Origin of the sequence: Siphonobacter sp. BAB-5385 (assembly GCF_002261125.1) — a bacterium.
Taxonomy (GTDB): domain Bacteria; phylum Bacteroidota; class Bacteroidia; order Cytophagales; family Spirosomataceae; genus Siphonobacter.
In genome coordinates this window covers 22,171-45,395 of record NZ_NMPS01000089.1, presented here as the reverse complement: position 1 = coordinate 45,395, position 23,225 = coordinate 22,171, and the positions used below count along the sequence as shown (strand labels likewise).

The 23,225-nt window shown below is 47.5% G+C and carries 16 protein-coding genes; 10 read left to right on the top strand and 6 right to left on the bottom strand.

The window, feature by feature from the left end; translation table 11 throughout:
- The first annotated feature begins 1 nt into the window (after nucleotide 1).
- Nucleotides 2-2,827: a PQQ-dependent sugar dehydrogenase gene (locus BWI93_RS08815; RefSeq protein ID WP_094810319.1), complete on the top strand. Its 2,826-nt coding sequence runs from the start codon at nucleotides 2-4 to the stop codon at nucleotides 2,825-2,827.
- A 199-nt stretch (nucleotides 2,828-3,026) separates the two neighbouring features.
- Complete coding sequence (locus BWI93_RS08810) at nucleotides 3,027-4,289, top strand: Hsp70 family protein (RefSeq protein WP_094810317.1); 1,263 nt, start codon at nucleotides 3,027-3,029, stop codon at nucleotides 4,287-4,289.
- A 13-nt stretch (nucleotides 4,290-4,302) separates the two neighbouring features.
- On the opposite strand, the gene BWI93_RS08805 is transcribed toward BWI93_RS08810, so the two are convergent.
- Nucleotides 4,303-4,770 (bottom strand): response regulator, encoded by a 468-nt coding sequence (locus BWI93_RS08805; RefSeq protein WP_094810315.1) that lies wholly within the window; start codon nucleotides 4,768-4,770, stop codon nucleotides 4,303-4,305.
- Nucleotides 4,771-5,551: 781 nt separating this feature from the next.
- Here BWI93_RS08805 and BWI93_RS08800 point away from each other — a divergent pair.
- On the top strand, nucleotides 5,552-7,942 hold the full coding sequence (locus tag BWI93_RS08800) for a PAS domain S-box protein (protein WP_176454176.1): 2,391 nt from the start codon (nucleotides 5,552-5,554) through the stop codon (nucleotides 7,940-7,942).
- A 2-nt stretch (nucleotides 7,943-7,944) separates the two neighbouring features.
- Here BWI93_RS08800 and BWI93_RS08795 read toward each other — a convergent pair whose 3' ends face one another.
- Complete coding sequence (locus BWI93_RS08795; RefSeq protein ID WP_094810311.1) at nucleotides 7,945-8,337, bottom strand: hypothetical protein; 393 nt, start codon at nucleotides 8,335-8,337, stop codon at nucleotides 7,945-7,947.
- 230 nt (nucleotides 8,338-8,567) lie between these two features.
- On the opposite strand from BWI93_RS08795, the gene BWI93_RS08790 reads away from it, so the two are divergent.
- On the top strand, nucleotides 8,568-8,786 hold the full coding sequence (locus tag BWI93_RS08790) for a hypothetical protein (RefSeq protein ID WP_094810309.1): 219 nt from the start codon (nucleotides 8,568-8,570) through the stop codon (nucleotides 8,784-8,786).
- Nucleotides 8,787-9,828: 1,042 nt separating this feature from the next.
- Nucleotides 9,829-10,062: a hypothetical protein gene (locus tag BWI93_RS08785; RefSeq protein WP_094810307.1), complete on the top strand. Its 234-nt coding sequence runs from the start codon at nucleotides 9,829-9,831 to the stop codon at nucleotides 10,060-10,062.
- Between the two features lie 104 nt (nucleotides 10,063-10,166).
- Here BWI93_RS08785 and BWI93_RS08780 read toward each other — a convergent pair whose 3' ends face one another.
- On the bottom strand, nucleotides 10,167-12,071 hold the full coding sequence (locus BWI93_RS08780; RefSeq protein WP_094810305.1) for a T9SS type A sorting domain-containing protein: 1,905 nt from the start codon (nucleotides 12,069-12,071) through the stop codon (nucleotides 10,167-10,169).
- A gap of 802 nt (nucleotides 12,072-12,873) precedes the next feature.
- Here BWI93_RS08780 and BWI93_RS08770 point away from each other — a divergent pair.
- Nucleotides 12,874-13,185, top strand: a complete 312-nt coding sequence (locus tag BWI93_RS08770) for an isochorismate lyase (protein ID WP_094810301.1) — start codon at nucleotides 12,874-12,876, stop codon at nucleotides 13,183-13,185.
- Nucleotides 13,186-13,553: 368 nt separating this feature from the next.
- On the opposite strand, the gene BWI93_RS08760 is transcribed toward BWI93_RS08770, so the two are convergent.
- The 3 genes from BWI93_RS08760 to BWI93_RS08745 form a co-directional block, all read right to left on the bottom strand.
- Nucleotides 13,554-13,907 carry a hypothetical protein gene (locus BWI93_RS08760; protein ID WP_141217399.1) on the bottom strand — a complete coding sequence of 118 codons (354 nt, stop codon included), beginning with the start codon at nucleotides 13,905-13,907 and terminating at the stop codon, nucleotides 13,554-13,556.
- 717 nt (nucleotides 13,908-14,624) lie between these two features.
- Entirely contained in the window at nucleotides 14,625-15,032 is a 408-nt protein-coding gene (locus BWI93_RS08750) for a Fur family transcriptional regulator (RefSeq protein WP_158242661.1), read from the bottom strand.
- 124 nt (nucleotides 15,033-15,156) lie between these two features.
- Nucleotides 15,157-16,362 carry a GTP-binding protein gene (locus BWI93_RS08745; protein ID WP_094810291.1) on the bottom strand — a complete coding sequence of 402 codons (1,206 nt, stop codon included), beginning with the start codon at nucleotides 16,360-16,362 and terminating at the stop codon, nucleotides 15,157-15,159.
- A 124-nt stretch (nucleotides 16,363-16,486) separates the two neighbouring features.
- On the opposite strand from BWI93_RS08745, the gene BWI93_RS08740 reads away from it, so the two are divergent.
- The 4 genes from BWI93_RS08740 to BWI93_RS08725 are packed head-to-tail and all read left to right on the top strand — an operon-like array spanning nucleotide 16,487 to nucleotide 22,772.
- Nucleotides 16,487-19,192 carry a TonB-dependent receptor gene (locus BWI93_RS08740; RefSeq protein ID WP_094810289.1) on the top strand — a complete coding sequence of 902 codons (2,706 nt, stop codon included), beginning with the start codon at nucleotides 16,487-16,489 and terminating at the stop codon, nucleotides 19,190-19,192.
- A 30-nt stretch (nucleotides 19,193-19,222) separates the two neighbouring features.
- Entirely contained in the window at nucleotides 19,223-20,449 is a 1,227-nt protein-coding gene (locus BWI93_RS08735) for a DUF4876 domain-containing protein (protein ID WP_094810287.1), read from the top strand.
- A complete protein-coding gene (locus BWI93_RS08730; protein WP_094810285.1) occupies nucleotides 20,446-21,930 on the top strand; it encodes a DUF6850 family outer membrane beta-barrel protein in 1,485 nt (494 codons plus the stop codon). Before BWI93_RS08735 ends, BWI93_RS08730 begins: the two co-directional genes overlap by 4 nt.
- The gene (locus BWI93_RS08725) at nucleotides 21,927-22,772 is read left to right on the top strand and encodes a hypothetical protein (RefSeq protein WP_094810283.1); all 846 of its coding nucleotides are present in this window, start codon (nucleotides 21,927-21,929) and stop codon (nucleotides 22,770-22,772) included. The genes BWI93_RS08730 and BWI93_RS08725 overlap by 4 nt, the downstream gene beginning before the upstream one ends.
- Nucleotides 22,773-23,225 lie beyond the last annotated feature (453 nt).

Sequence of the window (23,225 nt, the reverse complement as noted above, 5' to 3'; positions counted from 1 at the left end):
TATGAAACGAATCCGTACGTATAGACGGGTTACACTGGTTGCCCAACTCGCTCTGGCAGCGGGCCTGGCTTCGTTTATTTCCAGGGACACGCACGTTCAGGACAAACCCGACGAAAGCCGGTTCACCCCCGTAACCGTCGTGGAAGATCTGGATGAACCCATGACGTTTGAAGTCATGAAAGATGGAACCGTTTTCATTATTGAACGGAAAGGTGGACTGAAACGCTACAACCCTAAAACTAAATCGGTAGATCTACTCGCGACGATTCCGGTTAACACCAAGTACACCAGTAAGGAAGGGAAAGTTACCGAAGCCGAAGAAGGACTGATGGGCATGACCGTGGATCCTAACTTCGCTCAAAACCACTGGATCTATCTGTACTACGCCCACCCCACTGAGCACAAACACCTGCTGACTCGCTGGAAAGTGGGCGAAGATGACTTGCAGGAAAACTCCGAAAAAGTACTGCTCGAAGTACCGACGCAACGGGAAGTATGCTGCCACACGGGTGGAGGTATGACCTGGGACAAAGCGGGTAACCTCTTCCTTACCGTCGGTAATAATACCGGAAACCAGAAAGCGGCTCAAACCGATGAACGCCCCGGTCGCAGTAGTTGGGACGATCAGGGACACGCCGGAAATACGAATGACCTCCGCGGAAAAATTCTTCGCATTCACCCGGAAGCGAACGGCACGTATACCATTCCTGCCGGAAACTTGTTTCCCAAAGGTACCGCCCAAACCCGTCCGGAAATTTATTCGATGGGCCACCGCAACCCCTGGCGAATTTCGGTGGATAGCAAAACGGGTTACGTGTACTGGGGAGAGGTAGGTCCGGATGCTACGGAGGACTCGGAAATTGGCCCACGCGGTTATGACGAATTAAACCAGGCTCGTAAGCCCGGTAACTTTGGCTGGCCCTGGTTTGTCGGAAACGATCAGGCATTCCCGGTTTACGATTATGAAAACAATAAACCGCTGGCGAAGAAAGACCCGCAACGGCTGGTGAACAATTCGCCGAATAATACGGGTTTGAAAGAATTACCTGCGGTAGCTCCGAACTTCATTTATTATCCCTACGGCGTTTCGGAAACCTTCCCACTCGTGGGTACGGGTTCGCGAAGTGCGACCGGCGGACCAGTCTATCATCAGTCCGACTTCAAGGGAGCGAAACGTCCCTGGCCCGCGTATTACGAAGGCAAGTGGATTGTTACTGATTTTTCCCGGGGTTGGATTATGGCCATCACCATGAATGAACAGGGTGATTATCAGTCGATGGAACGGGTACTACCCAGCTACCATCCGGTTGAACCGATTGATATGAAGTTTGGTCCCGAGGGTGATATGTACGTGCTGGAGTACGGGAGCAACTGGTTTCGCAAAAGTGACAACGCCCGGCTGGTTCGCATCGAGTATAACAGTGGAAACCGCAAACCTATCGTGCAGGCATCGGCCAGTACCAAAGGAGGAACCGTTCCGCTGAAGCTGACCCTCTCGGCCGATGGTACCAAAGACTACGACGGTGACGCTCTGAAATATCAATGGAAGGTAAGTTCGGCGGGTGGTACGCCTAAAGTGTTCACAACAGCTAACCCCGCTTTGACGCTTGACAAAGCGGGTGTGTACACGGCAACCCTTACCGTGACGGATGCCAAGGGAGCGTCGAATAGTCAGTCGGTGAAAATTACGGCCGGCAATGAACCTCCCGCAGTCGCCATTAACCTGATGAGTAACAAAACCTTCTTCTTTCCGAATCAGCCAATTCAGTACGAGGTAACTGTACAGGATAAGGAAGATGGCAGTCTGGCGGATGGGAAAATCACGCCGGCCCGGGTTGCACTCAGTATGGATTATACGTCAGAGGGGTTTGATTACGCGGAAGTGATTCAGGGTCAGCGGAGTGTGGACGCTTCGACCCAGTACGCGGTTGCTCAGACACTGATCAGTCAGAGTGACTGTAAGGTCTGCCATCAGGTGAGTACGAAATCAGTAGGTCCGAGCTTTACGGACATTGCCAACAAGTACAAAGGTGATGAAAAAGTGAAAGACCGTCTGGTGCAGAAAATTCGGAACGGTGGTGTTGGCGTTTGGGGTGAAGTAGCTATGCCCGGTCACCCGGCTATGTCAGTAGCGGACGCGAATGTGATTGTCAATTACATTCTCAATGTCACGACTAAAACCTACAGCACCCTACCGACCAAAGGCAAGTACACCCCGGAAATTCCGAAGGATGATAACGGCCGGGGTTCCGTGCTGGTTCGCGTAGCGTATACCGACCGTGGTAATACAATCAATGCAAAGACCATCCCGATGCTGACGTCCGAACAACTCATCGTGCTGCACAGTCCGCAAATGTATGCCTCCGAAGCGGCCGTGGTACAGGGTGCTGACCTGAAAGTACGCGGCATGGGCAAGGGTACTAACGTAATCCCCTATGCCAACGCACTCATTGGTTTCAAGAACATTGACCTGACGGGCGTGAAACAATTGGAAATGGGTGCGACTGTTCAGGATCGTGAAGGGAATGTGGGTGGTACCATTGAAGTGCACCTGGATTCACCAACCGGACCCCTGCTGGGTGAAACCAAAGTAACGCTGGCCCCCCCCGTGGATGTAGAAAAAGTGATGGCCCAACTCGAATCCGGTGATACGACGAAGACCGGCAGTAAGGTTCCTGCCAAACGGGATCCCTTCTACCGCCCCCCCGTTCGCGTGAAACTGAAAAGTACGGAAGGTCAACACGATTTGTACTTTGTTTTCAAGAATGATACAGCCAAACCTATCCAACCCCTGATGACGGTTTCGACCATCAAGTTTATGGATTAGGATCCTTTTTATACTAACAGAAAATCCCGGCTTGTCACCGGGATTTTTTGTTAGATGCCCTTCCATTCCCATCTCCTTTTATCGATTGCTCTTTCATTTCTTTTCTTTGACCTGAACTTTTCCGTCAGTAATTTAGTAGATTACATTCTGGCATTTTCTTATCCAGGCCATTCTTTCTAGTATTGAGATTCTTTTATCTATGACCCAAATTTCCTGCGGCATTGACTTTGGTACGTCCAACTCCAGCATTGCCCTAGCCCACGCGGGTGCGATCCACCTGGTTCCCGTTGAAAATGAATCAGTTACCATTCCGAGTGCTTTATTCTACCGCCGCAATGACCGTCATACGTATTATGGTCGCAAAGCCGTTCAATTATTTCTGGATCGGGAAGAAGGCCGTTTTATGCGAAGCCTCAAGCGGGTGCTGGGTACGTCCATCATGAAGCAGGGTACGTTTGTGAATGGTACTTTGATGAATTTTAGCACCATCATCGCTACTTTTTTACAACAACTGAAAGACAAAGCCGAAGCAAATGCGGGTCAGTCCATTGAGCATGTAGTACTCGGGCGACCCGTTCATTTCATTGATAATGATCCCGCGGGCGATGCTCAGGCCCAGCGAGAATTATATGCCATCGCCGAACGCATTGGTTTCAAACATATTGAATTTCAGTACGAACCCATCGCCGCCGCCTTTGCTCACGAAGTGAATTTGACAGAAGAGAAGTTGGCCCTGGTAGTGGATTTGGGGGGTGGTACCTCTGATTTTACGGTCATTCGGCTGTCTCCGGAAAACCGTACGAAAGCCGATCGCACCTCGGATATTCTGGCCAATACGGGCGTACGGGTGGGGGGCAATGACTTCGATAAAGATCTGAGTCTAAGCGAGATTATGCCCGAACTGGGATACAAAACCACGTTTGGAGAGAAGAAACTCGATGTACCCCTCAAACCCTTTCACGATCTGGCGGAATGGAGTAAGGTAAACTTTTTGTATACGCCGAAAATGCTCATGCAAACCCGGCAAATTCTGGGGCAATCCCAGGATCCCAGGCGTTACCAGCGGTTACTGAAAGTACTCGAACAGGAATCGGGGCACACCTTACTGGCTGCGGCCGAGCAGGCGAAGATTGCTCTGACGTCTTCGATTGAGCACGAAATGCCTTTTGATTTTCTGGAAAAGGATTTCAGTATTCCTATTCAGCGGTCTCAGTTTGAAACGGCCATTACGGAAGAAATGGAGAAGATTTCCCGAGCGGCAACGGCCTGTCTTCAGGCAGCGGGCGTTTCGGCCGAAGCGATTGATCTGGTTATTCTGACGGGTGGTTCAACGGAAGTTCCGCTGATTCAATCGGAATTTCGTCGTCTTTTTCCGAAAGCTTCACTGGCGGATGAAAACAAGCTTTCGAGCGTAGGTCTGGGACTGGCGTATGACAGTCGGTATAAATTTTCAGGTCTGTAAATCAGCTGATTACTTATTGGTACTGCGGATCAGGCAAGGACACGATGTTCCACCAGTACCGCCGGAATTCCTTGAAATAATCAACCCACTGCTGGATCAGCGTGGGTTTTATTATGTACGAACTACTGCCCGTTTCGTAACAGCGGCTAATGTCCGTTGCATCACTGGAATGGCTTAGTACAATGGTTGGAATATGGTGAAAGGAAGAGTTTTTCGACTTGATCGCCTGAAGTAGATTCAAACCTTCCTGCGAACTGGGCAGATACAAATCCAGCAAAATGACTTTAGGCAAAATGTGAAGTTTGGACTTACAATCATTGAGATACGTCATGGTTTTTGCAGCATCCGACATCCAAATGACTTCTACTTCCGGCAATTGCTGTTTCAACACTGACTCAATTACATACCAATGATCCGCGTTATCTTCAACAACCAATAGTTTAGCCTTCTTAAAATTACGCGGGGTTGTATCTGTATTCATAGGTGGTGGAATAAACGCATATCAATAGAGCACTAGCAAAGATACTGGTTATTTTTTAAACTCTTTCGGTCCATAAACTTGATTATTCAAGGATTATTTCTGGGGTTAAACAACCCGTAACCCCGGCATTTTGTCACCGCTATGGGCAGCAAAAGAATTCAATACATTAGTCAAACGTTTATTCCTACTCTTTTTTAATACAGCCCGTTATCCTGATTCAGTCCACATAAAAAGAAATCCTGCTCGCATCTACAAGCAGGATTTCAGGAGTTGTTACTTCAGTTACTAATGACTTTTTCAAGTCATTCATCGTATTTATTAAAAATGTAGTACCAAAAGCAAAAGCTCCCGTTGTCCGTCGACAAACGGGAGCAGAGTAGCTACTCGATCTCTAAACACATTCCGCCAAACGTGAAAGAGATTTGAGTATATAACGGCCTGACTAACTGATTGTTTTTCAATTCTCAAAGCAAGTACCTATCATACCGCATTTATAGGCATATACGTAAGTAAAAAACCCCATTTTTGACACGTATATTTATTATAAAAAGGATATTTTTTGTAAAAAAATGATCGAATCCTTAATTTAGAATTTACTTGTACGCTACCGCTGCGACGCTTTTCTTTGTAGTATCAGGTGACAGCCGTCAGTATCCTGAAATGTAGGCAAGAGAACTTATACACCCGTAATTCGTCTTTGCTCAAAAATGGTTATGGGTGGGTTTTGAGGACGACGCCTTCGTTCGCACTCATGTACAGTTACCATACGCCAGATCAGTACATGCCTTTCAGTTCTACATCAGATATCAGGGATGAACAACTCAACCCTTCTACCCTTCACCAGCTCCACGAACAGGGCGAACATTACCGCTACGCACTTGAAGCAGCTGGCGTAGGCACCTGGGATTGGAATATGTTACGACAGACCATTCACTGGGATGGTCTTTGTCAGGAACTGTTCGGCTTCCCGAATGAGAGTACTGTGACCTACACGGAGGTAATCAGGCATATTCATCCCGATGATCATGTCCTGTTGCGACAAGCGATTCGGGCGGCCATCCAATCACCGCATAACCGTACCTGTGACGTACAATTTCGGACGATTATCGATGGCAAACAACGCTGGCTGGATGGCAAAGGTAAAGCCTATTTTGATGAGGAAAACCGTTTGTATCGATTTGCCGGCATTGTGCGGGATGTAACCGAAGAAGTTTATACCCGACACATTCTTCAGGATAATGCCAGCATCTTTACGAGCATTACGCAGGCCGTACCCGTTGCTCTGTGGATGTCAGATCAACAGGGCTATACGACGTATACCAGCAAAAAATGGGCCGACTGGACCGGGCGTGATTTAGATAGCCACCTGGGTTTGGGATGGCTGGATGCCATCGTTATGGAAGATCGCGAACAGGCGGCCCGCGTATTTCAGGGGGATTTTCAGGCCCGTCGGCCACACCGGAGCGAATTTCGAATCAAGCACCTCGATGGGTCCATTCGCTGGGTGGACTGTTCAGGCAATCCACATTACGATTCAAACGGGATCTTTAAAGGATACGTGGGAGCCGTACTGGACATTACGGATCGAGTGATTACGCAGCAAAAACTGGAAATTAGCCAGGATCACTTTTATAACCTCATCTGGCAGGCACCTTTTGCTATTGGTTTGTATGTAACCGAAGATATTCGTATCGAAATGGCGAATGATGCGTTGTTACGGATGTGGAGTAAGGACTCTTCCGTTATCGGCAAAAAGCTTGGTGACGCCTTACCCGAACTGAAAGGCCAGCCCTTTGAGGCGATCCTAAAGGAGGTCTATCGGACGGGTATACCGTACGAAACTCAGGAAGAACGGGCCGAACTATACGATGGTGATCGGCTTCGTCCGTACTGGTTTAAGTTTACGTATAAACCGTTGAAAAATGAACGGGGAGAAGTTTGGTCTATTTTGCACATGGCCGTTGATATCACCGAGCGGGTACTGGCCCGGCAAAAGATTGCCGATGCGGAAGCGAACCTTCGCCTTGCCATTGACACCGCCGAACTCGGCACCTGGCATCTTGATCTGCGGGATAGAACCCTTAGCCTTTCCGATCGGATCAGCGACTGGCTGGGTATGGAGCCAGTTTCGAACCTTGAGTCCATCCTACTGCGTATTCACCGAAAAGACCTTGAGCACGTTGGCACTAGTCTGAACCGGGCCATTGAGGCCGGTTATTCTGAACCTTGCAACGAAGAATTTACGATCGTTCATCGCACCACGGGACAGCAACGCATCGTTCACGCTCAGGCCCGTACACTGATGGATGAAGATGGCGTTGCATATGCATTGACGGGTACGGCTCAGGATATTACCAACCAGAAACTGGTGAAACAGGAGCTGGAACGTCTCGTGCAGCAACGTACCGAAGCTCTGCGACTGAGCAATCTGGAACTGGAACATTCGAACGAAAACCTGCGGCAATTTGCTTTTGTAGCAAGCCACGATTTGCAGGAACCGCTCCGCAAAATTCAGTCGTTTATTACCCTGCTGTACAATTCTGATGCCAAACAACTTAGCAGTAAGGGTGTTAGTACGCTGGACCGGATTCATGCTTCAGCCAGCCGGATGTCGACGCTTATCAGCGACCTGCTGGTATTTTCCTCGCTCACGCAAAAAGAAATCCCCATGGCTGAGGTATCCCTTAGTAAACTGGTGGGCGAAGTACTGGAGGATTTGGAAGAATCCATTCGCCAGGCAAATGTGCAATTAGACGTGGGACCACTACCAATCGTGTGGGGCAATGCTTCACAGTTAAAGCAACTCCTGCAAAATTTTCTAACGAATGCCCTGAAATTTGGGGCCAGTGACCGAATCAATCACATTAGAATTAGCGGCAGCGAGGCGGCCGAAGAAGCCATAGAAACTTTCAATGGTTTCGTTCGCCGGTATCACTGGATTGAAATTTCGGATAGCGGTATTGGGTTTGAACCGACTTATCAGGATCGCATCTTCCAGATGTTTCAACGCCTGCATTCAAAGGAAAAATACGAAGGAACGGGTATTGGACTGGCCGTCTGCCGAAAAGTGGCCGAAAACCATCAAGGCAGCATCACGGTATCCAGCATACCTGACCAGGGAACTACTTTCCGTGTGAACTTGCCTGCCACACCTCCCCTGCCCATGTCGTAACACTACAAAGCGTTATTGATAAAACTACGAATGGAAACGGAGCGTATTACTTCGCTACAAAATACGGTCAGACCTTCTTCATCCAGGGTATTCCATTGATCATACGCCGCATCCTGCCTGAGGGACGCCGCTACGGCATACGCTACTGAACAGGTTAAATCCCCCACCACTTTGATGCGGTCGATGGTTTGTTCCAATCCCTCGGCAGCGTTGATGTGACGAGCCCAAAATCGTACGGATTCGACCTGAGCCACATTTTCAATTTTCTGTTTGAGGCGATCAATGCGTTGCGTTGATTGCCCATAATGCTGATGGACAAAGTTTTCGTGGATGGGTTCATTCCCAATGATCGCTAACGCTTCGATTAGCTTTCTTTTCTGTTCGGCGGTTAACATAATTAGTAATGCTTTGAGAGAAACAGCGTAGAAACCGTTGTGCTAAAACTCAACTTTTCCCGTATTTACGTCTAAACCTGATTCGGCTTTAGAACGATTTTTTATGCTTTTGTAGCTACTTGAACAATACCATTTTTACAGCTTTAACGTTCAAATTCCGACGCTGAGGTTAGCCAATATACACGAATACGAATTTCGTACATTACACGCATTAAAACCAGCTAAAGATCATGAAATTCATCAAATTTATTACTCAAAAATACAATCAGGAAGTTCAGATTAAAGCGTCAGCTATTGTCGCGTTCGAAGAAATTACGAACGATACGACTGGAATTTATCTGGAAACCAGTCATTATTTAGTTGTAAAAGAAACGTATCAATCGATAGCAAACAGCCTTACTACTGCCCTCGAACCTGACCATCAGGACGATAAATTCGGATTCTCCTGATCCTGTATATCAGCTCATTAAATCATATAATCTGAAATGAAAAATTTCATAAAGGGATTTTGTATGCCTGGCGTTAAGCAATTTCAGCATTCGTTTACCTCAGCAATTGATAAATCAGTCCAATAAGAAATCAGGATTTAAAAAATTTAATTAAATCGATGAACAGCATGAGTTTGGCAAAAAAATCGATGAGGAAATTTATTAACAGATGATAAATTCATAAGCACTGAATCAGGCAGGTTAAGTTCTTAATTACAGCCGATTGATTGCTAATTAAGCCTTATTAAAAATCGTTTATCTTAGAACACCGAAATCATTTTCAGAAAAATTTATCACAAAAAAGGCCTGTTCGTCGTCACGAACGGGCCTGCATATTCAACATCCTCAGTTGTCAAAGCCGCCACTTATTCAACTGATTCAGTGGCACAAAGTTGCCCATCAAAAGGATACCTCTGCCCAAAGATCGATCAATGGAGAAATTTACCGGTTTACTGGTACTATCTGAGCAGAATTCTGCCAGTGCGAGTATTGTTATTCAGTACCTTATCCATTTATCACAAAGCGATTAGTCCATGTTAGCACATACATAAAAAGAGAAAGCCCTCCATTAGGCAGGGCTTTCTCTTTCCTAATCTGGTTGCAAACAGAGAGTCAGGAGGGTTAGTGAACCATTTGTTAAAGCCTCTCTGCACGAAGCAGAGAAGCATACTCAAATCTAAAAAATATTTTAGTTGACAGCAAGCTTTTGTACTTTTTTTCAAAGGCTTCTTCATACAAACGGCCTGGTCCCACAGGACAGGCGTTTAGAACCCAGATCTTCAAAGCCGCCACTTTTCGATCTTAGTACTTATCTAACGTCAAGGCTTCTTCTGAAAGTATAGATACACCTATAAATTTTATTGAAAAAGCGAATCTTTTCGCTCGCCTCTTTACAACCAGTAACGGGGCTACCTGACGAACGAGCTACTCAACTAGCGGACGGAATACCCCAAGCACGCTATTTTTTGCAAGTACAGCCATAATCATTTAAACGTATACTGCTATGAAACAGGACGAGATTAATGCCAAGAAGGCCGCCAGTCCGAATGGACTGACTGATACTTCCGTTGATGGGCTTAGTGGAGTGTCAAGCGAAGTACCTTTAAAAGATGCTCCGGCGACGGATCGAATTGACGAAGAATACACGGATGGCGACGAGCTGGACCCCTCGGTCAAAGTGAGACATCCCAATCGAAACGAAGACAAACCCGATATTGATAAGCCACGTTATCCCTAATTCAAAAAAGCTGCCTTTGGAAGGCAGCTTTTTTGCTTAACTGATCATATTGCTCTTCGTCAATATACGGTCATTCCTGATGAAACCTATGCCAGTACCAGACTCTAGTGAATATAAATTCGCGTGGAGAGTGTTTGCGAACCCTGACTTACTTTCAATATGTACAGGCCCCGGGCCAAGGACAAAGTCAAACGCTCCGAATGCTGACGTACAAATGATTGTTGATGTACGCGTCTACCTACCGGATCAAAGATATCCAGGTGGGCCGTTTCCCAGGTCTGGGGCCACTTCACGTAAAAGCTTCCGTTCGTTGGATTAGGCGATACCCATAAAGCTTCCTGCTCAGGGCTCTCGATGGCAGTAACGACCGGGGGATCGAGCTGAAGCAATGGATCTCCCAGTAAGTATAAAGAAGAGATGTAGCTGTTGGTTGTACGAATCGCATCACTTACATACTCCCCTTTACTAAGGCGATTGAATACCTCACCAGGTTGAAACAAGCGTGGGAAAACGGATTGATTGGCCTCTCCTATTTGAAAGAGATTAACGGAATAAGCATTTACAAAGAGTGTATTGCCCGTATTGAGATAGGTCCCAGCCAGATAATCCCTCACCTGCACCCCGGCTACCCGGCAGGAAAAAAAGAAAAACATCATGGAGTTAAGTTGCTCGTAACTCCGGACGCTGTTCGCGTTGATTCCCAAATAATGATACGTCTCACTGCCATGCCCTTGAAGTAAAACTAATTCATAGGACTTTTTAGTTAGTTTTTGGTTATAGCTTCGTATCCATGTCAGATCCTCGCCATGATAATTTACATCTTTGACATGACTTACGGCTACGGTATCCACTTCTTTCCATCTCGCATTTAATTCTGTTAATTGTTCAGACAGCTTGGAATCATCATAAAAGGTATCGGCAGACAATACGCGTCTATCAAACTTGATTTCCCCTTGTTTGAATCGATGAAGCTTGTTGAAGTAATTCAGAATGTAGCTTTTCCCCTCTTCTTCCCGGGTAGGTACCAGGGCACCAAAGGAAAGGTCACACATGTAAGAATAGTCGATTGAGCTAGTTAATCGATTTTGAATAGCAGGCCCATCGCCACAGGTGTACCTGCGATTAACAAACCCTTCTCTCTGTCTGTCATACAGATAATCCTGAGCGGTTACTTTAGTGTAGATCGATAGTGAATATCCTGAATCAGCGAGGGTTCGTTGATTGGTAGTAGGATCATATAATTCCGTTACAAACTTTGCGTTAGCATTTTGCCCTATGAAGAACAGGTATTCAAGGGGAGCGGTTTTACTGTAAAAGTCTTTCTTGATTTTCTCGTAAAGCACTTCTTTCTCAACTGGATTTTTGGAGAGATAGAACTCTTCAAAAACTAAACGGCCATTAGCCCGTAAAGCATCCTGCTGATAGCGAGCTACTGCTTCCTTTATTTGCTGATCGCCCTGGTATTCCTCATCCAGAATTAACAAAACTTTTTGCACGTGTCTGGAGGCGGCAGGCGTCTTGTAAGGCATTGTGATGGGTAGGTCTCCCATGCAATTATTTTGGAAACCGCAGCTAAAGGTATATTCAGTATCAGCTCTCAAACCAGCTACAGGAATTCGAATCGTACGGCTAACCGGATCAATAGCTTTACTATTGAGATAAATACCAATATCTTTTTTAACAAATAAAAAGACAGAACCATTTTTAAGAGCAACGTCTGGCCCAAGCGATACAATAACAGTGGCGTGGGTAGAAGGCCGAGCCGTATCGGGTACAATGACCATCTGCATGGAAGCCGATGTACTCTTGTGAATTGGATTCTTTTTCGTAATCGGTTCTACTGGTTTGAATTCGCCAGTATGATCTGGTTGTTTCTGAACCCTTTGTGCCGAAAGTACCGAAACGTTTCCTACGACTAACAGATAAACCCACACATAGAAAAGTATACCCCTGGGGAATACTATCCTCTTCATTTTTTGATTGATTAAAAGAGATAAAGGTATATACATACTGATTAGGCCGAACAAAGGAGGTGTTAATGTAAGGTCTCAAAGTTAAGACAAGAATTTAGTACTTATGATTATTCTACGGTGCAGACGGAATACGCTTAATGTAAAGTCGGCTGAAATGTTGAAAACCATACCGACACAATCTACCACAGGGTCGATAAAGTTTTAAAGGTGCTTCATTCTTTTCATGCGGAATACCTAAAGACTTCAGGTTCTGCGGTAGACAGCATGACGTTAGTTATCGCTCTAAAAACCTTTACCCTGACAGCAGGAATCTTCCGTACGAAAGACTATCCGTAAACATGGATAAGCTTTTGGATCAGGCTGTTTACAGAGCCCCGCCAATTCTTTGAGCGATCAGTAATGAATAAAGCTCTAACACTCCTGTACACTGGAAATAGTTTGTAGTAAGTTCTATTTTGATTTGTAAAGTCTTCGTGCTCTATCTACCGGTGCCATTAGTAGCTCATCTGATTTTTTTGTAATGTTGAAGGTAATTTAATCTACTCAAGTATGAATCCCGTTTTTATTCAAGTGATCAGTGCCGCCGATCAGATGCCTTGTATGGTTAACGTTAATTGTATTAGTATGGTAACTTGCACGGCGGACATGTCCTGCAAACTCTTCATCACTACCCATGCGGAACCCTTAGAGGTACGGACAGCCTACAAGGAAGTCCTATCCCTGATCGAGGCTGCCACTAGCCGTATGGTAGCAAAATAAACTTTTACCCGGATCGAAGTACATTCTTTCTAAATCTATTTCGATTTACTTTTTAGATTGTATTGCCTACAAGTTATTTATGGAGCAGCCCCTGAAACACCCCAAAGACTGTCAAAACATGACCGATATTCGAACGGCCATCGATCGACTCGATCAGGAAGTCATTGATCGATGGGCGTTACGATTTGAGTATATCAAAGCGGCCGCCCAGTTTAAAACGGATGAGACGGCGGTGCGGGCTCCCGAACGCTTTGCCGCTATGCTGACTCAACGTAGACAATGGGCTCAGGAACAGGGATTAAACCCCGATGTGATTGAAGGGCTTTATCGAAACCTGGTAACCCATTTCATTGAAGAAGAACTCAAGCACTGGCAGCAGCATAAACCCTAAAAGTCATTTTATGCGTAAAGTAGCTGGAAAGCTTAATCGCCTGATGGATAGGGAGTAAAAGGGATAGGGATATTCAATACGCATTGCCTTACTGATTTCAATAAACTCACTTAAATGATCGATCAGATGCCTATAATAGATGTATTTTTATCACCTAAGGCTAAAGCCATTTCCTTAGCCTGTTTGGTCGTACTGACTCTCCTATACATAAGTGGTATTGATACAGAAACTACGATCATTCACTCCCTTTGGAGCGTGTTTCTTGTCATTGGCTTCATACAGCGTGTTTCTGAGTGGAAGGAGAAACCCCAAAATCGTACCTAGAGTTTTATGAATGCACGTACGTAGAAGCCAGCATAAACTACCCTCTAGTTTTGGAGTACGTAACGCTTACGTTGACCACTCAGAGCCTGAACCGTAAACGCTTTGATGGTTTCATTGTAATGATAGGTGAATACGTAATTATCCGGTTTGAGATTTTTAATAATCAGGCTTACTCTACCATTCCCGTCTGTTTTTAGGTCTCCTAAATAACCTTTCTCCAGATAGGGTATATTCTTGTAGTTTTCGGCTGGATATAAGTACCAATAGAAACTATCTGACTTAAGGCTGTTAGCTATAGGATAGAAACTCAGGGATAGGCTGCCATTGAATCTTTCTTTGCTGCAGGAGATCAAAAACACCAGCATAAACAAAGGTATAAGCGTAAGGATTCTTCTCATAAAAAGGTTGGGATCAGGTGGCAATATACACCAATTTATATAAGGGTCGTTGGTAAAAGTTACAGCCCATTGACTTCCAATGAAAAGACCTTTGGCTTATTGCCATACCTGACTTTAGCTGTACCTTCTTGATTTACAAACTCATAGGTGCAATTTTGAAATCTATTTTTCTTTCTACCAGTCTCAATACTATTTATAAACTTTTGCATGGTCTTGCTACTGAAAACCATCCAAGTCTTTATAATGATGTTAGTATGCTTATTAGCTTTAAAATAGTTTATCGCTAACGTATCTTCGTACGATGCTTCGTATAGCATAAAATTCATCTACCCTGTTTGTGCTTATACCTTCAGGATAAATTGTTAGGATCATTTGCTTATCCAGCACATGATCCTGACGGTCATCTTCTACGTTTAAATAGCTTCAAATGCTCCCCACACTACTACTAGCAACATGGCCATCAGAAGAAATCTCTCATAAATAATCCATTATTTCCTAATTAATGAAAGTAAACATTAGCATCAACTTTTTTTTAAAAATGAACCACGATTTTCTACAAAGTTGATGCTTTGAAAAACTGAACGCAGCTTCTTGATCGTTGATTGCCTCTTCTCAAAAAGAGCATAAAAATTCATTCACCCGCATCTCTACCAATTCCCATAGCTATTTCATTTCATGGAATTTACTTTAAATGGATTTATCAACTGAATACTATTTCTACTTTTGACGGCAATGCTGACAAGTGCCTTCAATGAAAAACTGAATGGTATCTATTTCGCAGGTATTAACGCATTGCAGATAACTGGCGGGCAGTTCCGGCAAACAGCTGATTTGCTGGCATTTTTTGCATTTAAAATGCGGATGTACATGAGATACCTCAGGCTCCGTAGGACGTAGGTAAATACGGATGCCTTTACCGTCCTTGAGAACATGCAATAGTCCGGCTTCCTGCAAATCCTGTAAACAGCGGTATACACTAACGCGATCCATGGTTGAACCTACTTGCCTGACCAGATCCGTATGGGACAGCCCCTGACCTGACTGGGTAAAGCAGTTCAGCACAACCTGCCGATTTGGGGTAGGCCGAAGTCCTTTTTCTATCAAAAGCTCTTTTGTGGAAAGCATAGACGCTGAATGAAGTTTTAGGCAGAGTCTGATTGCAGGGTAAACCGGAGCGTATCCAGCCATGGACGGAAATACAGGAAGACGAGTTTCCTCTTTGTGAAGTAACTCGTCCTCTTGCTTATGACTAATCTTCCCATTTCGGAAAACGATCCCGGAAACGAACCCCCGACTCCATTTGACGGATTTCCGCGGGCGTACACAAACACGCCTCCAGTTCGCTGATTATCTGTTCTTTAGGCAAGTCCTGACCGATGATGACCAGTTCGTTCATGCGGTCGCCAAACTGCGGATGCCATCGTTTGCGGATCAGCAACTCATTTTCCAGATACGCTGGATAATACAGCCGTTCTTTTTCCGGGATGGCCGCCCACCAGGTTCCTGCGGGTTCGGCCCGTAGAGAACCTCCAGCCTGTCCCCAGCTTAAGGCTTTATTGGGCCGGGAAGCCAGCCAGAATAATCCCTTGGAACGGATGACACCCGCGGGCCAGTCTTCGGAAATGTAGTTCCAGAAACGTTCGGGATGCAGGGGCCGCGAATCCCGAAAAACAAAAGAGCTAATGCCGTACTCCTCCGTTTCGGGGGTATGATGACCTTTTTCCAGCTCGGCCAGCCAGCTCTCCGATTCAGAAGCTTCGTCAAAATTGAAAAGACCCGTGTTCAGAATCTGTTGCGGCTCTACGTGTCCGAAGCTCGATTCCAGAATTTTAGCTTTGGGGTTTAGTTGATGAAGAATTGCTTTGAGTTCCCCCAGTTGTTCCGGCGTAACCAGATCGCTTTTATTAAGAATAATAACGTTGGCAAATTCAATCTGATCCGTTAACAGGTTAACGATGGTTCGCGTATCTGCGGGATCGTCCGCATTGAGTTTACGGCTACGAACGGTGTCAATCGAGCCAAAGTCTCGCCCAAAATTGAACGCATCCACTACGGTCACGAGCGTGTCCAGGCGACTGTATTTGGATAGATCAATACCCATTTGTTCGTCTACGTAACTAAAGGTCTGGGCGACGGGCAAAGGCTCCGAGATACCCGTCGATTCAATGAGTAGGTAATCAAAGCGGTTTTCTTTGGCCAGCTTTTCAACCTCAATCATCAGATCCTCCCGGAGCGTACAGCAGATGCAACCATTAGACATTTCAACGAGTCGCTCCTCGGTTCTTGACAGTACATTCTGAGACTGAACCGTTTGAGCATCGACGTTTACTTCGCTCATGTCGTTCACAATCACGGCTACTTTCAACCCATGCCGATGGTGCAGCAGGTAATTAAGTAAACTGGTTTTTCCTGCTCCCAGAAAGCCACTTAAGACGGTAACGGGTAATTTTTTCATGATAACAAAAATGTTAGGGGTTCATATTTGCAACAATGATGCAAATATGAACATTAAATGCAACAATGTTGCAAATATGATTTACTTTTGAGCCTTTAATTCGTTCAGAAGTGGCTTCAGAAGTATGATGCATCGTTACTTATCCGGTTTCCTGGGGGTTTGTGTCAGTTGGGCAACGTTTGCTCAAACGCCGAAATCTATTGTTAAAGGCGTAGTCATTGATGCTGAAACGCAACAGCCACTGGAGGGGGTCGTCCTGCAAAACCCCGCTTTCCATCATACCACGCTTACGACCCGGGAAGGCCAGTTTCAGATCGTCGGCAATGCCGGGGACTCGACGCTTCTCACGGCCCGTCTTCTGGGCTACGAACCAGCTCAGCAGTGGGTTTCTTCGATTCAGACATCCATCGTATTTCGTCTACAGCCCACAAGTCTGTCTTTAAAGGAAGTACGGGTTTCTGCTCAGGAGCTTTCGCTGGGTTCAGGGTCAAACATCGGACGGCAGGCTATTCAGCACGTACAACCCGTCAGTTTAGCCGACATTCTGCAGCTCATTCCCGGCCAACTGGCTGGCAATCCTGATTTAAATACTGTGCAGCAAAGTCTGCTCCGCCAGGTGGCTACCAATGCCGCTGCCGACCGTATGAATGCCTTGGGTACGGCTCTGATCCTAGATGGAGTCCCCCTTTCCAATAATGCAAACCTGCAAACGGACGTAACGATTCTAAACGCCGCTCCCGGAACCCAGCCCCCGTTTGCCTCAGCTGCCGGTCGGGGTAACGATCTCCGCCAAATACCCGCCGATCACATTGAAAGCGTAGAAGTGATTCGCGGCATTCCTTCCGTACGCTTTGGTGATCTGACTACGGGCGGGCTACTCGTTACCACGCGAGCGGGTGTGTATAAACCCCGAATCACGCAGAAGCTTAATCCCAGTCTGTCGCAGACTTCGGTTGGGTACGGCGTTCGGGCGGGTCGATTGGCTACCCTTAGTCTGGATACGGATCTGGCCTTTTCCCGAAGTGACCCCCGTGATTTTCTGGATCGGTTCAGTCGCTGGAGCAATCAGCTTACGGCTACCCGAACCGACGGAACCATCAGCAATACCCTCCGCCTGATTTATACCACCACGCTGGATCAGCTCCGCAAAAACCCGGATGCCCAGGATCCTTTTCAGGAACAATACGCCAGGGATCAGGCCATTCGTATCAATCTTCAGGGAAGCTGGCGACCCTTGAACCAGACCCTGCGTTCCCTCAGCTATACCCTGGGGTATTCCCGGTCCCGACAGGTGGGTTTCTATCAAAATCTGGTCACGCGGGATGTTTTTCCCTTGAGTACCGCTCTAACGGATACGACTCAGGTAGGCGAATACGGAAAAAGTGAATACCTCAATCAGACGCACGTAGACGGAAGGCCTGTCAATGTATACGGAAGAATTGAAAGCAGCTGGTTTTTAAAAACGGGTTCACTGACGCATAAACCTGTAGTGGGTAGTGAATGGCGAACGGAAGTCAATCGAGGTTTGGGCCGTCAGTTTGATGTTCGCACACCACCCCGGCAAAACTACAGCATGGGAGACCGACCCCGTTCGTACGCCGAAATTCCTGCTCTGCATCAATGGTCGGCTTATCTGGAAGATCAGTTCTCTATTCCCCTACGCAACCGAAGCTGGATTATTCAGGCGGGGGTCCGACTGGATCAGGTTTCGGTTGTACAAACGGGTCAGCGGTTCTGGCAACCTTCGTGGGCTCCCCGTCTGAATACCAGCCTGGAAATCATTCCTAAAGGGTTTCTGCGGGCCGGGTATGGCCACATGAGCAAAGCTCCTACGCTTTCCTACCTCTACCCTAATCCTACTTATTTCGATCTGGTTAACTTTAATTATTTCGCGACGAATCCAGCGGAACGGCTGGTGGTTTTAACGACCCGGAAGATTGTTCCGGACACGCGTTCTTTGAAGGCTTTCCAGACCAAAAAATGGGAAGTGGGCTTCGACTGGAATCGCCCCCGGCAACAACTGCAACTCACGTATTTTCGGGAAACCACGGGCCATGCCTTCCGGATCGCCCGGGATTTGATGCCCTTATTGTACGGCCGTTACGAAGCCCAGTCTATGCCTGGGGGTGCACCGCCCGTTCTTGCAACAGAACCCTACGCGTACGAAACCTTCATGGCTCCCTACGACCGTCCGCAGGCGGATGTATTCATTCGGAATCAAGGCCTTGAGTTTACCTGGGAGCGTAATCTAAGTGCGAATCAACGCACGTCACTCAACCTCACCGGAGCCTGGATTCGGACCACGAGCGGGACCAACGGACTCATGCCCGACAGCGACCGGGCCATGTTCAGCAGTCAGCGGCAGGACCGCATTCCGATGTATCAGCCGAATGTTTCGGTTGGTGAACGGCTCAATACGAGTCTTCGGCTCATCTACCGCATTCCTTCGCTGCAACTCGTTGCCTCGGCTCTGGTGCAAACGGTATGGCTGGAGAAAAACCGCTATACGCAGCGGGACAGTCTGGCCTCGGGCTACCTGACTACAACCGGTCAGCAGGTCTTACTAACCCGGCAACAGGCTACTTCCACCGAATACGCCTCCTTACGCCGGGGCGTTAATCCTGCCGAACTATCGTGGCAGACGCGTCCTCCGCTCTGGTTATTCAACTTCCGATTGACCAAAGAATGGAAGCGGGGCAGTGGCTTCGCTTTCTACGTCAATAACGTCTTCTCCAGTAAACCCACTTACTACGACATCGTCCGGCGATATCCTGTACAACGGAGTCAGCCGACCCTGTTTTTTGGTGTAGAGCTTTTTTATTCCCTGTAAATCAATTGTTCCATCAATTTCTCTGTACTCATGATTCAACTATTCTATTCCCATTTGCGTTTATCATGCCTGCTGCTAAGTTTAGGGTTTCTGCTTGTTTCCTGCCGCGACAAAGACGTCGTCGAAGCCCTTCCGGTGACCGTAACGGTGTCGTACCCGAGCACCTACGCCGTTAAAGCCGGAGCGGGGATTACCGTAACCCTGGAAAGTACTACGGGTGGTGAGAAGCTTCCAGCCCAGACCACCGATGCCAACGGGACCGTTCGCTTTCCCAGTGTACTGCCCGGAACGTATACCGTTTCTGCTACCCAGGCCTTATCCGCTACCGACGCGGAACGAATTACCAACGTTTTCAGGCAAGCCCTGACGCTGAATGCCGTTCAGCGTTCGGTTTCGATTACGGCTTCCTCAAATCAAACGATTTCCCTGGAGCTGGCGGGGGCTCCGGCGGGAACACTGCTCATCAAGGAAGTGTACTATACCGCTTCCAAAACGCCGAACAATGGCAATTACTTTTCAGATCAGTTTGTTGAAATTTACAACAACTCCGACTCAACCATTGCTCTGGATGGCCTGTGCATTGCGGATGTGTACGGAGTATCCGGTCAGATTAATCCCAATTCAACGCCCACGGATTTTAAAGACGATACCCGCCATGTGTACCTAAATAGCGTATGGCGTATTCCGGGTACGGGCCGTCAGCATTTACTCGAACCCGGCAAGAGTATCCTTATTGCTCAGGATGGAATTAACCATCAGACTGATCCGGCGGGGAACCCCAACAGTCCGGTTAATCTGGCAAACGCCGATTGGGAAACCTATAATCAACGCCCCGACAATCGGGATACAGATTCTCCCTCGGTACCTAACCTGGAACGGGTCTATTTCACCGGCGGCTTCGACTGGCTTTTACCCGTTTTTGGACCCGGCCTGGTGATATTCAGAACGTCCGATTTCAATACGCTTGAGAAAGTGGCCATTCCTTCGGCGGCTTCGCTGGAACCCCGCATTAAACTGCCCATCGGGCAAATCATTGACGCGTTTGAGGGCTTACAGGATGCGAACAGTGGAGCCTTCAAACGCATTCCGGCCAGCGTCGATGCCGGCTTTGTGTTTGCCAGCGGCACGTATACCAGCGAGAGTTTCCGTCGCAAAACGGCTACCACGCTCAACGGCCGCCGGGTTTTACAGGATTTGAACAATTCGGGGAGTGATTTCGAAAAGTTAAGTAAACCCACGCCCCGCTCCTTTCAATGAAACCCTGCTATCTGATCGGATTGCTGGGCTGGCTGGCCGGGTTCCCGGCTCTGGCCCAGCTATCCGATTCGTCTTTGTACGTTCGCAATCGATTCCTTGTTCCCGTAAATACCTGGAGTCAGGCCCGTAATCCGGCGGGCCTGCTCGAAGTACCCATGCCTGATTACAGCCGGACGGGCCTGCACGTCTTACGACAAGCCGGGGCGTATCGTCGTCCCCAGCAGGCGGGCGAAAACCGGCAGGCGGGTTTTCACAGTGAAGGACTCAAGCGACTGAATAACTGGCGACTACAGGGTTCTTTTGAGTATCAGAAACACGAAGATCGGGATCAACGCTGGGGCAATACGGCTAATCCGCTGAGTGGCAATCCTTTTGTCTGGGCTGATGAATTTGGCGGGGACTGGCAACGGGATCACATTCACCTGCAACTGGCCGCCGCCTATCCACTGACAGCCCGATGGCGTCTGGGTTTGCTTACGCAGTATCAGGTGGGACAGGGAGCCCGGTTGAATACTCCCAAACCCTTTTATCGTTTTCGTACGATTGCCTTGCGTCCGGGCGTTCAGTGGGCCCTATCGGAGCAGACCTGGGTTGGAGGCTGGATGGCGTATCAATCCAGTCGGGAGGAAAATCAGGTGGGTTACTATTCGTCCCAAAACCCGCAGTTGTACCGGCTCAGGGGTTATGGTAGTTTTGACCGCTCCAGTGTCGTCACCTCCGACTTACTTACCACGGGCAACGCCTGGAGCGGGGGCCTGCAAGTGGGCAAACACCTAACCCGCACGCGTACGCTACTGGTAAGCGTTACGCTCCATCAGCTTCAGGAGCAGGGACTGGAAGGCATTTCGACCACCCGTTGGAATGGACGCTACACGCAGCGAAAAGGGACCGTCTTAGCCGAACTGGAACGGCGGGCAACCAACCAGTTACAACGCCTTTCCCTTTCAGGCACTTATCAATCCGGGGATGGAGAAGATCCCGTTTTTCAGGCCATTAACGTACGAACCTCTCATCAGAACCTCGGCCTTACCTGGACCAGGCAAGGGCAGCATGGTTTGAAAAGCCGACAGTTTCAAGGCAAAATTTTTTATCAGGGACAATCCATTCAGAACATTCTGAATCAAACTTCCTGGGTGATTGATCAGCTGGAAGCCGGAGGCCGGGTCATTTTTCGAAGGCCGGTTTCTTCTCGCTGGTCTTTCTTCACGGAATCTGATCTGACGGGTTTCTACACTCTTGCTTCCCAGTATCAAGCCCTACGCCCTACGGAACTGACTTCCCTACTGGTAACGCCGGATTTTCACCACCTCGGTGCCCATCGAGCCGAACTGGAGACGGAATTAGGGCTGGATCATCGGCTGCGAAAAGGCTTTCTGCGAATCAGCGGGCGAGTATGGTTTCAACAACCCCTAAGTTCAACCGCTTCGGGACATCGACTACTGACCAGCTTAACCCTCCAATTTTTTAACTACGCTCAATGAAACACGCTCTTATCTATACGTTTCTTTTGATGGCCTTGTTGCTGGCTTGTCAACGGATGCCTTCCACTTCGGCTCGTCAGGCCCCACTTCTTTTTGCGGGTTACGAAGCGTTGAACCCCTCCGAGAAAAGATGGGCCGATAGTCTGCTCCACTACGCTCTCGACCACGAAGCCCTGTATACCCTGGCCGACACGCTTAAACCCATTAGTACGGTCAAGTCTTTTGCCTTTACGGTGGAAGATAGTACACTTTCGGAAGGGACGGCCGAAGTAGCTCTGAATCAGGCGGCTCTGGATTCCGTTCGCAGCTTGCAGCGGATACTCAAGGCTCTAAGTGGGCCGGAACTTGAATTTGTTCTGATGCCCTTTCATCAGTTGTACGAACGGCATCGACGCTATCTGGATGTGGTCGTGTGCAGACGATCCGTATTGGACCGGAAACTTCGACAGTATGCTCCCTTCTTTGGGCAGTGGGGTTTAACGGAAGGAGCTTCGGCAGGTATGGTGGTTTTGCTCACGGAGTATGAAGCTCCGCACGATCGTTACCGGGCCTATGGTTACCTGTTCGGCTATCCCAAACATGCGGTTGACTTTTTTGTACAAGCCAGTCAGCAGCAAAAGAAAACCAGTCAGTTTGTCAAGCGTGATTTCTTTCATATTCCTACGCACAATGCCAAACAGGGCTATTTTACATACGCGGTTCCTAAAGGCTACCGGGCCGCAGCCATCGATTCAGTTATTTATCAACGAGCTATGCATACATTAAACCGATATCGAAAGCAACGTATGCACTATGTAACCCCTCAGGGCTTGAAAGCGATTGATTTACTAAGAGCCTGGTAATATTCGTTTGTTTTTAAAAGGAAAGAACCATTCAACAGGAGCGGTTCTTTCCTTTTTATGAACATAGCGTAAGTTTTAATACGTAATCGTTGACTGACCTGCCATTCCTTTAACGTGTTAGTAGGTTTACTTTATGATTTAGTCCCAGGATACAAAAATTTGAATTCGAGAAGCCTAACCGGCTGACTCCCCCTTTATTTACCCACTAATCAAAGAAGCGTTTGTCGATCATCCCCACAGTGATCACGCTGAACCGTTGATTGTAGAACGGCTTAGATAAACAGCCCGCTTACCTCTTCACCGGTCACAGACTCTCAAACCGAACTCGTTGGCTATGTCGCTTTTTCTCCCATTACGATTGATAGCCAGTATACCTGAGATAACCAGCACGGGTAAGCAACGACGATCGTATTACACCAAACGCTTCCATTGCAGAAAAGCAATTTTTAACAT

Coding starts and splice junctions, on each gene's coding strand:
- BWI93_RS08785 (WP_094810307.1), top strand. CDS start 9,829: ATGAAACAGGACGAGATTAATGCCAAGAAGGCCGCCAGTCCGAATGGA.
- BWI93_RS08805 (WP_094810315.1), bottom strand. CDS start 4,770: ATGAATACAGATACAACCCCGCGTAATTTTAAGAAGGCTAAACTATTG.
- BWI93_RS08745 (WP_094810291.1), bottom strand. CDS start 16,362: ATGAAAAAATTACCCGTTACCGTCTTAAGTGGCTTTCTGGGAGCAGGA.
- BWI93_RS08735 (WP_094810287.1), top strand. CDS start 19,223: ATGATTCAACTATTCTATTCCCATTTGCGTTTATCATGCCTGCTGCTA.
- BWI93_RS08795 (WP_094810311.1), bottom strand. CDS start 8,337: ATGTTAACCGCCGAACAGAAAAGAAAGCTAATCGAAGCGTTAGCGATC.
- BWI93_RS08790 (WP_094810309.1), top strand. CDS start 8,568: ATGAAATTCATCAAATTTATTACTCAAAAATACAATCAGGAAGTTCAG.
- BWI93_RS08750 (WP_158242661.1), bottom strand. CDS start 15,032: ATGCTTTCCACAAAAGAGCTTTTGATAGAAAAAGGACTTCGGCCTACC.
- BWI93_RS08760 (WP_141217399.1), bottom strand. CDS start 13,907: ATGAGAAGAATCCTTACGCTTATACCTTTGTTTATGCTGGTGTTTTTG.
- BWI93_RS08780 (WP_094810305.1), bottom strand. CDS start 12,071: ATGTATATACCTTTATCTCTTTTAATCAATCAAAAAATGAAGAGGATA.
- BWI93_RS08770 (WP_094810301.1), top strand. CDS start 12,874: ATGGAGCAGCCCCTGAAACACCCCAAAGACTGTCAAAACATGACCGAT.
- BWI93_RS08810 (WP_094810317.1), top strand. CDS start 3,027: ATGACCCAAATTTCCTGCGGCATTGACTTTGGTACGTCCAACTCCAGC.
- BWI93_RS08740 (WP_094810289.1), top strand. CDS start 16,487: ATGATGCATCGTTACTTATCCGGTTTCCTGGGGGTTTGTGTCAGTTGG.
- BWI93_RS08725 (WP_094810283.1), top strand. CDS start 21,927: ATGAAACACGCTCTTATCTATACGTTTCTTTTGATGGCCTTGTTGCTG.
- BWI93_RS08730 (WP_094810285.1), top strand. CDS start 20,446: ATGAAACCCTGCTATCTGATCGGATTGCTGGGCTGGCTGGCCGGGTTC.
- BWI93_RS08800 (WP_176454176.1), top strand. CDS start 5,552: ATGCCTTTCAGTTCTACATCAGATATCAGGGATGAACAACTCAACCCT.
- BWI93_RS08815 (WP_094810319.1), top strand. CDS start 2: ATGAAACGAATCCGTACGTATAGACGGGTTACACTGGTTGCCCAACTC.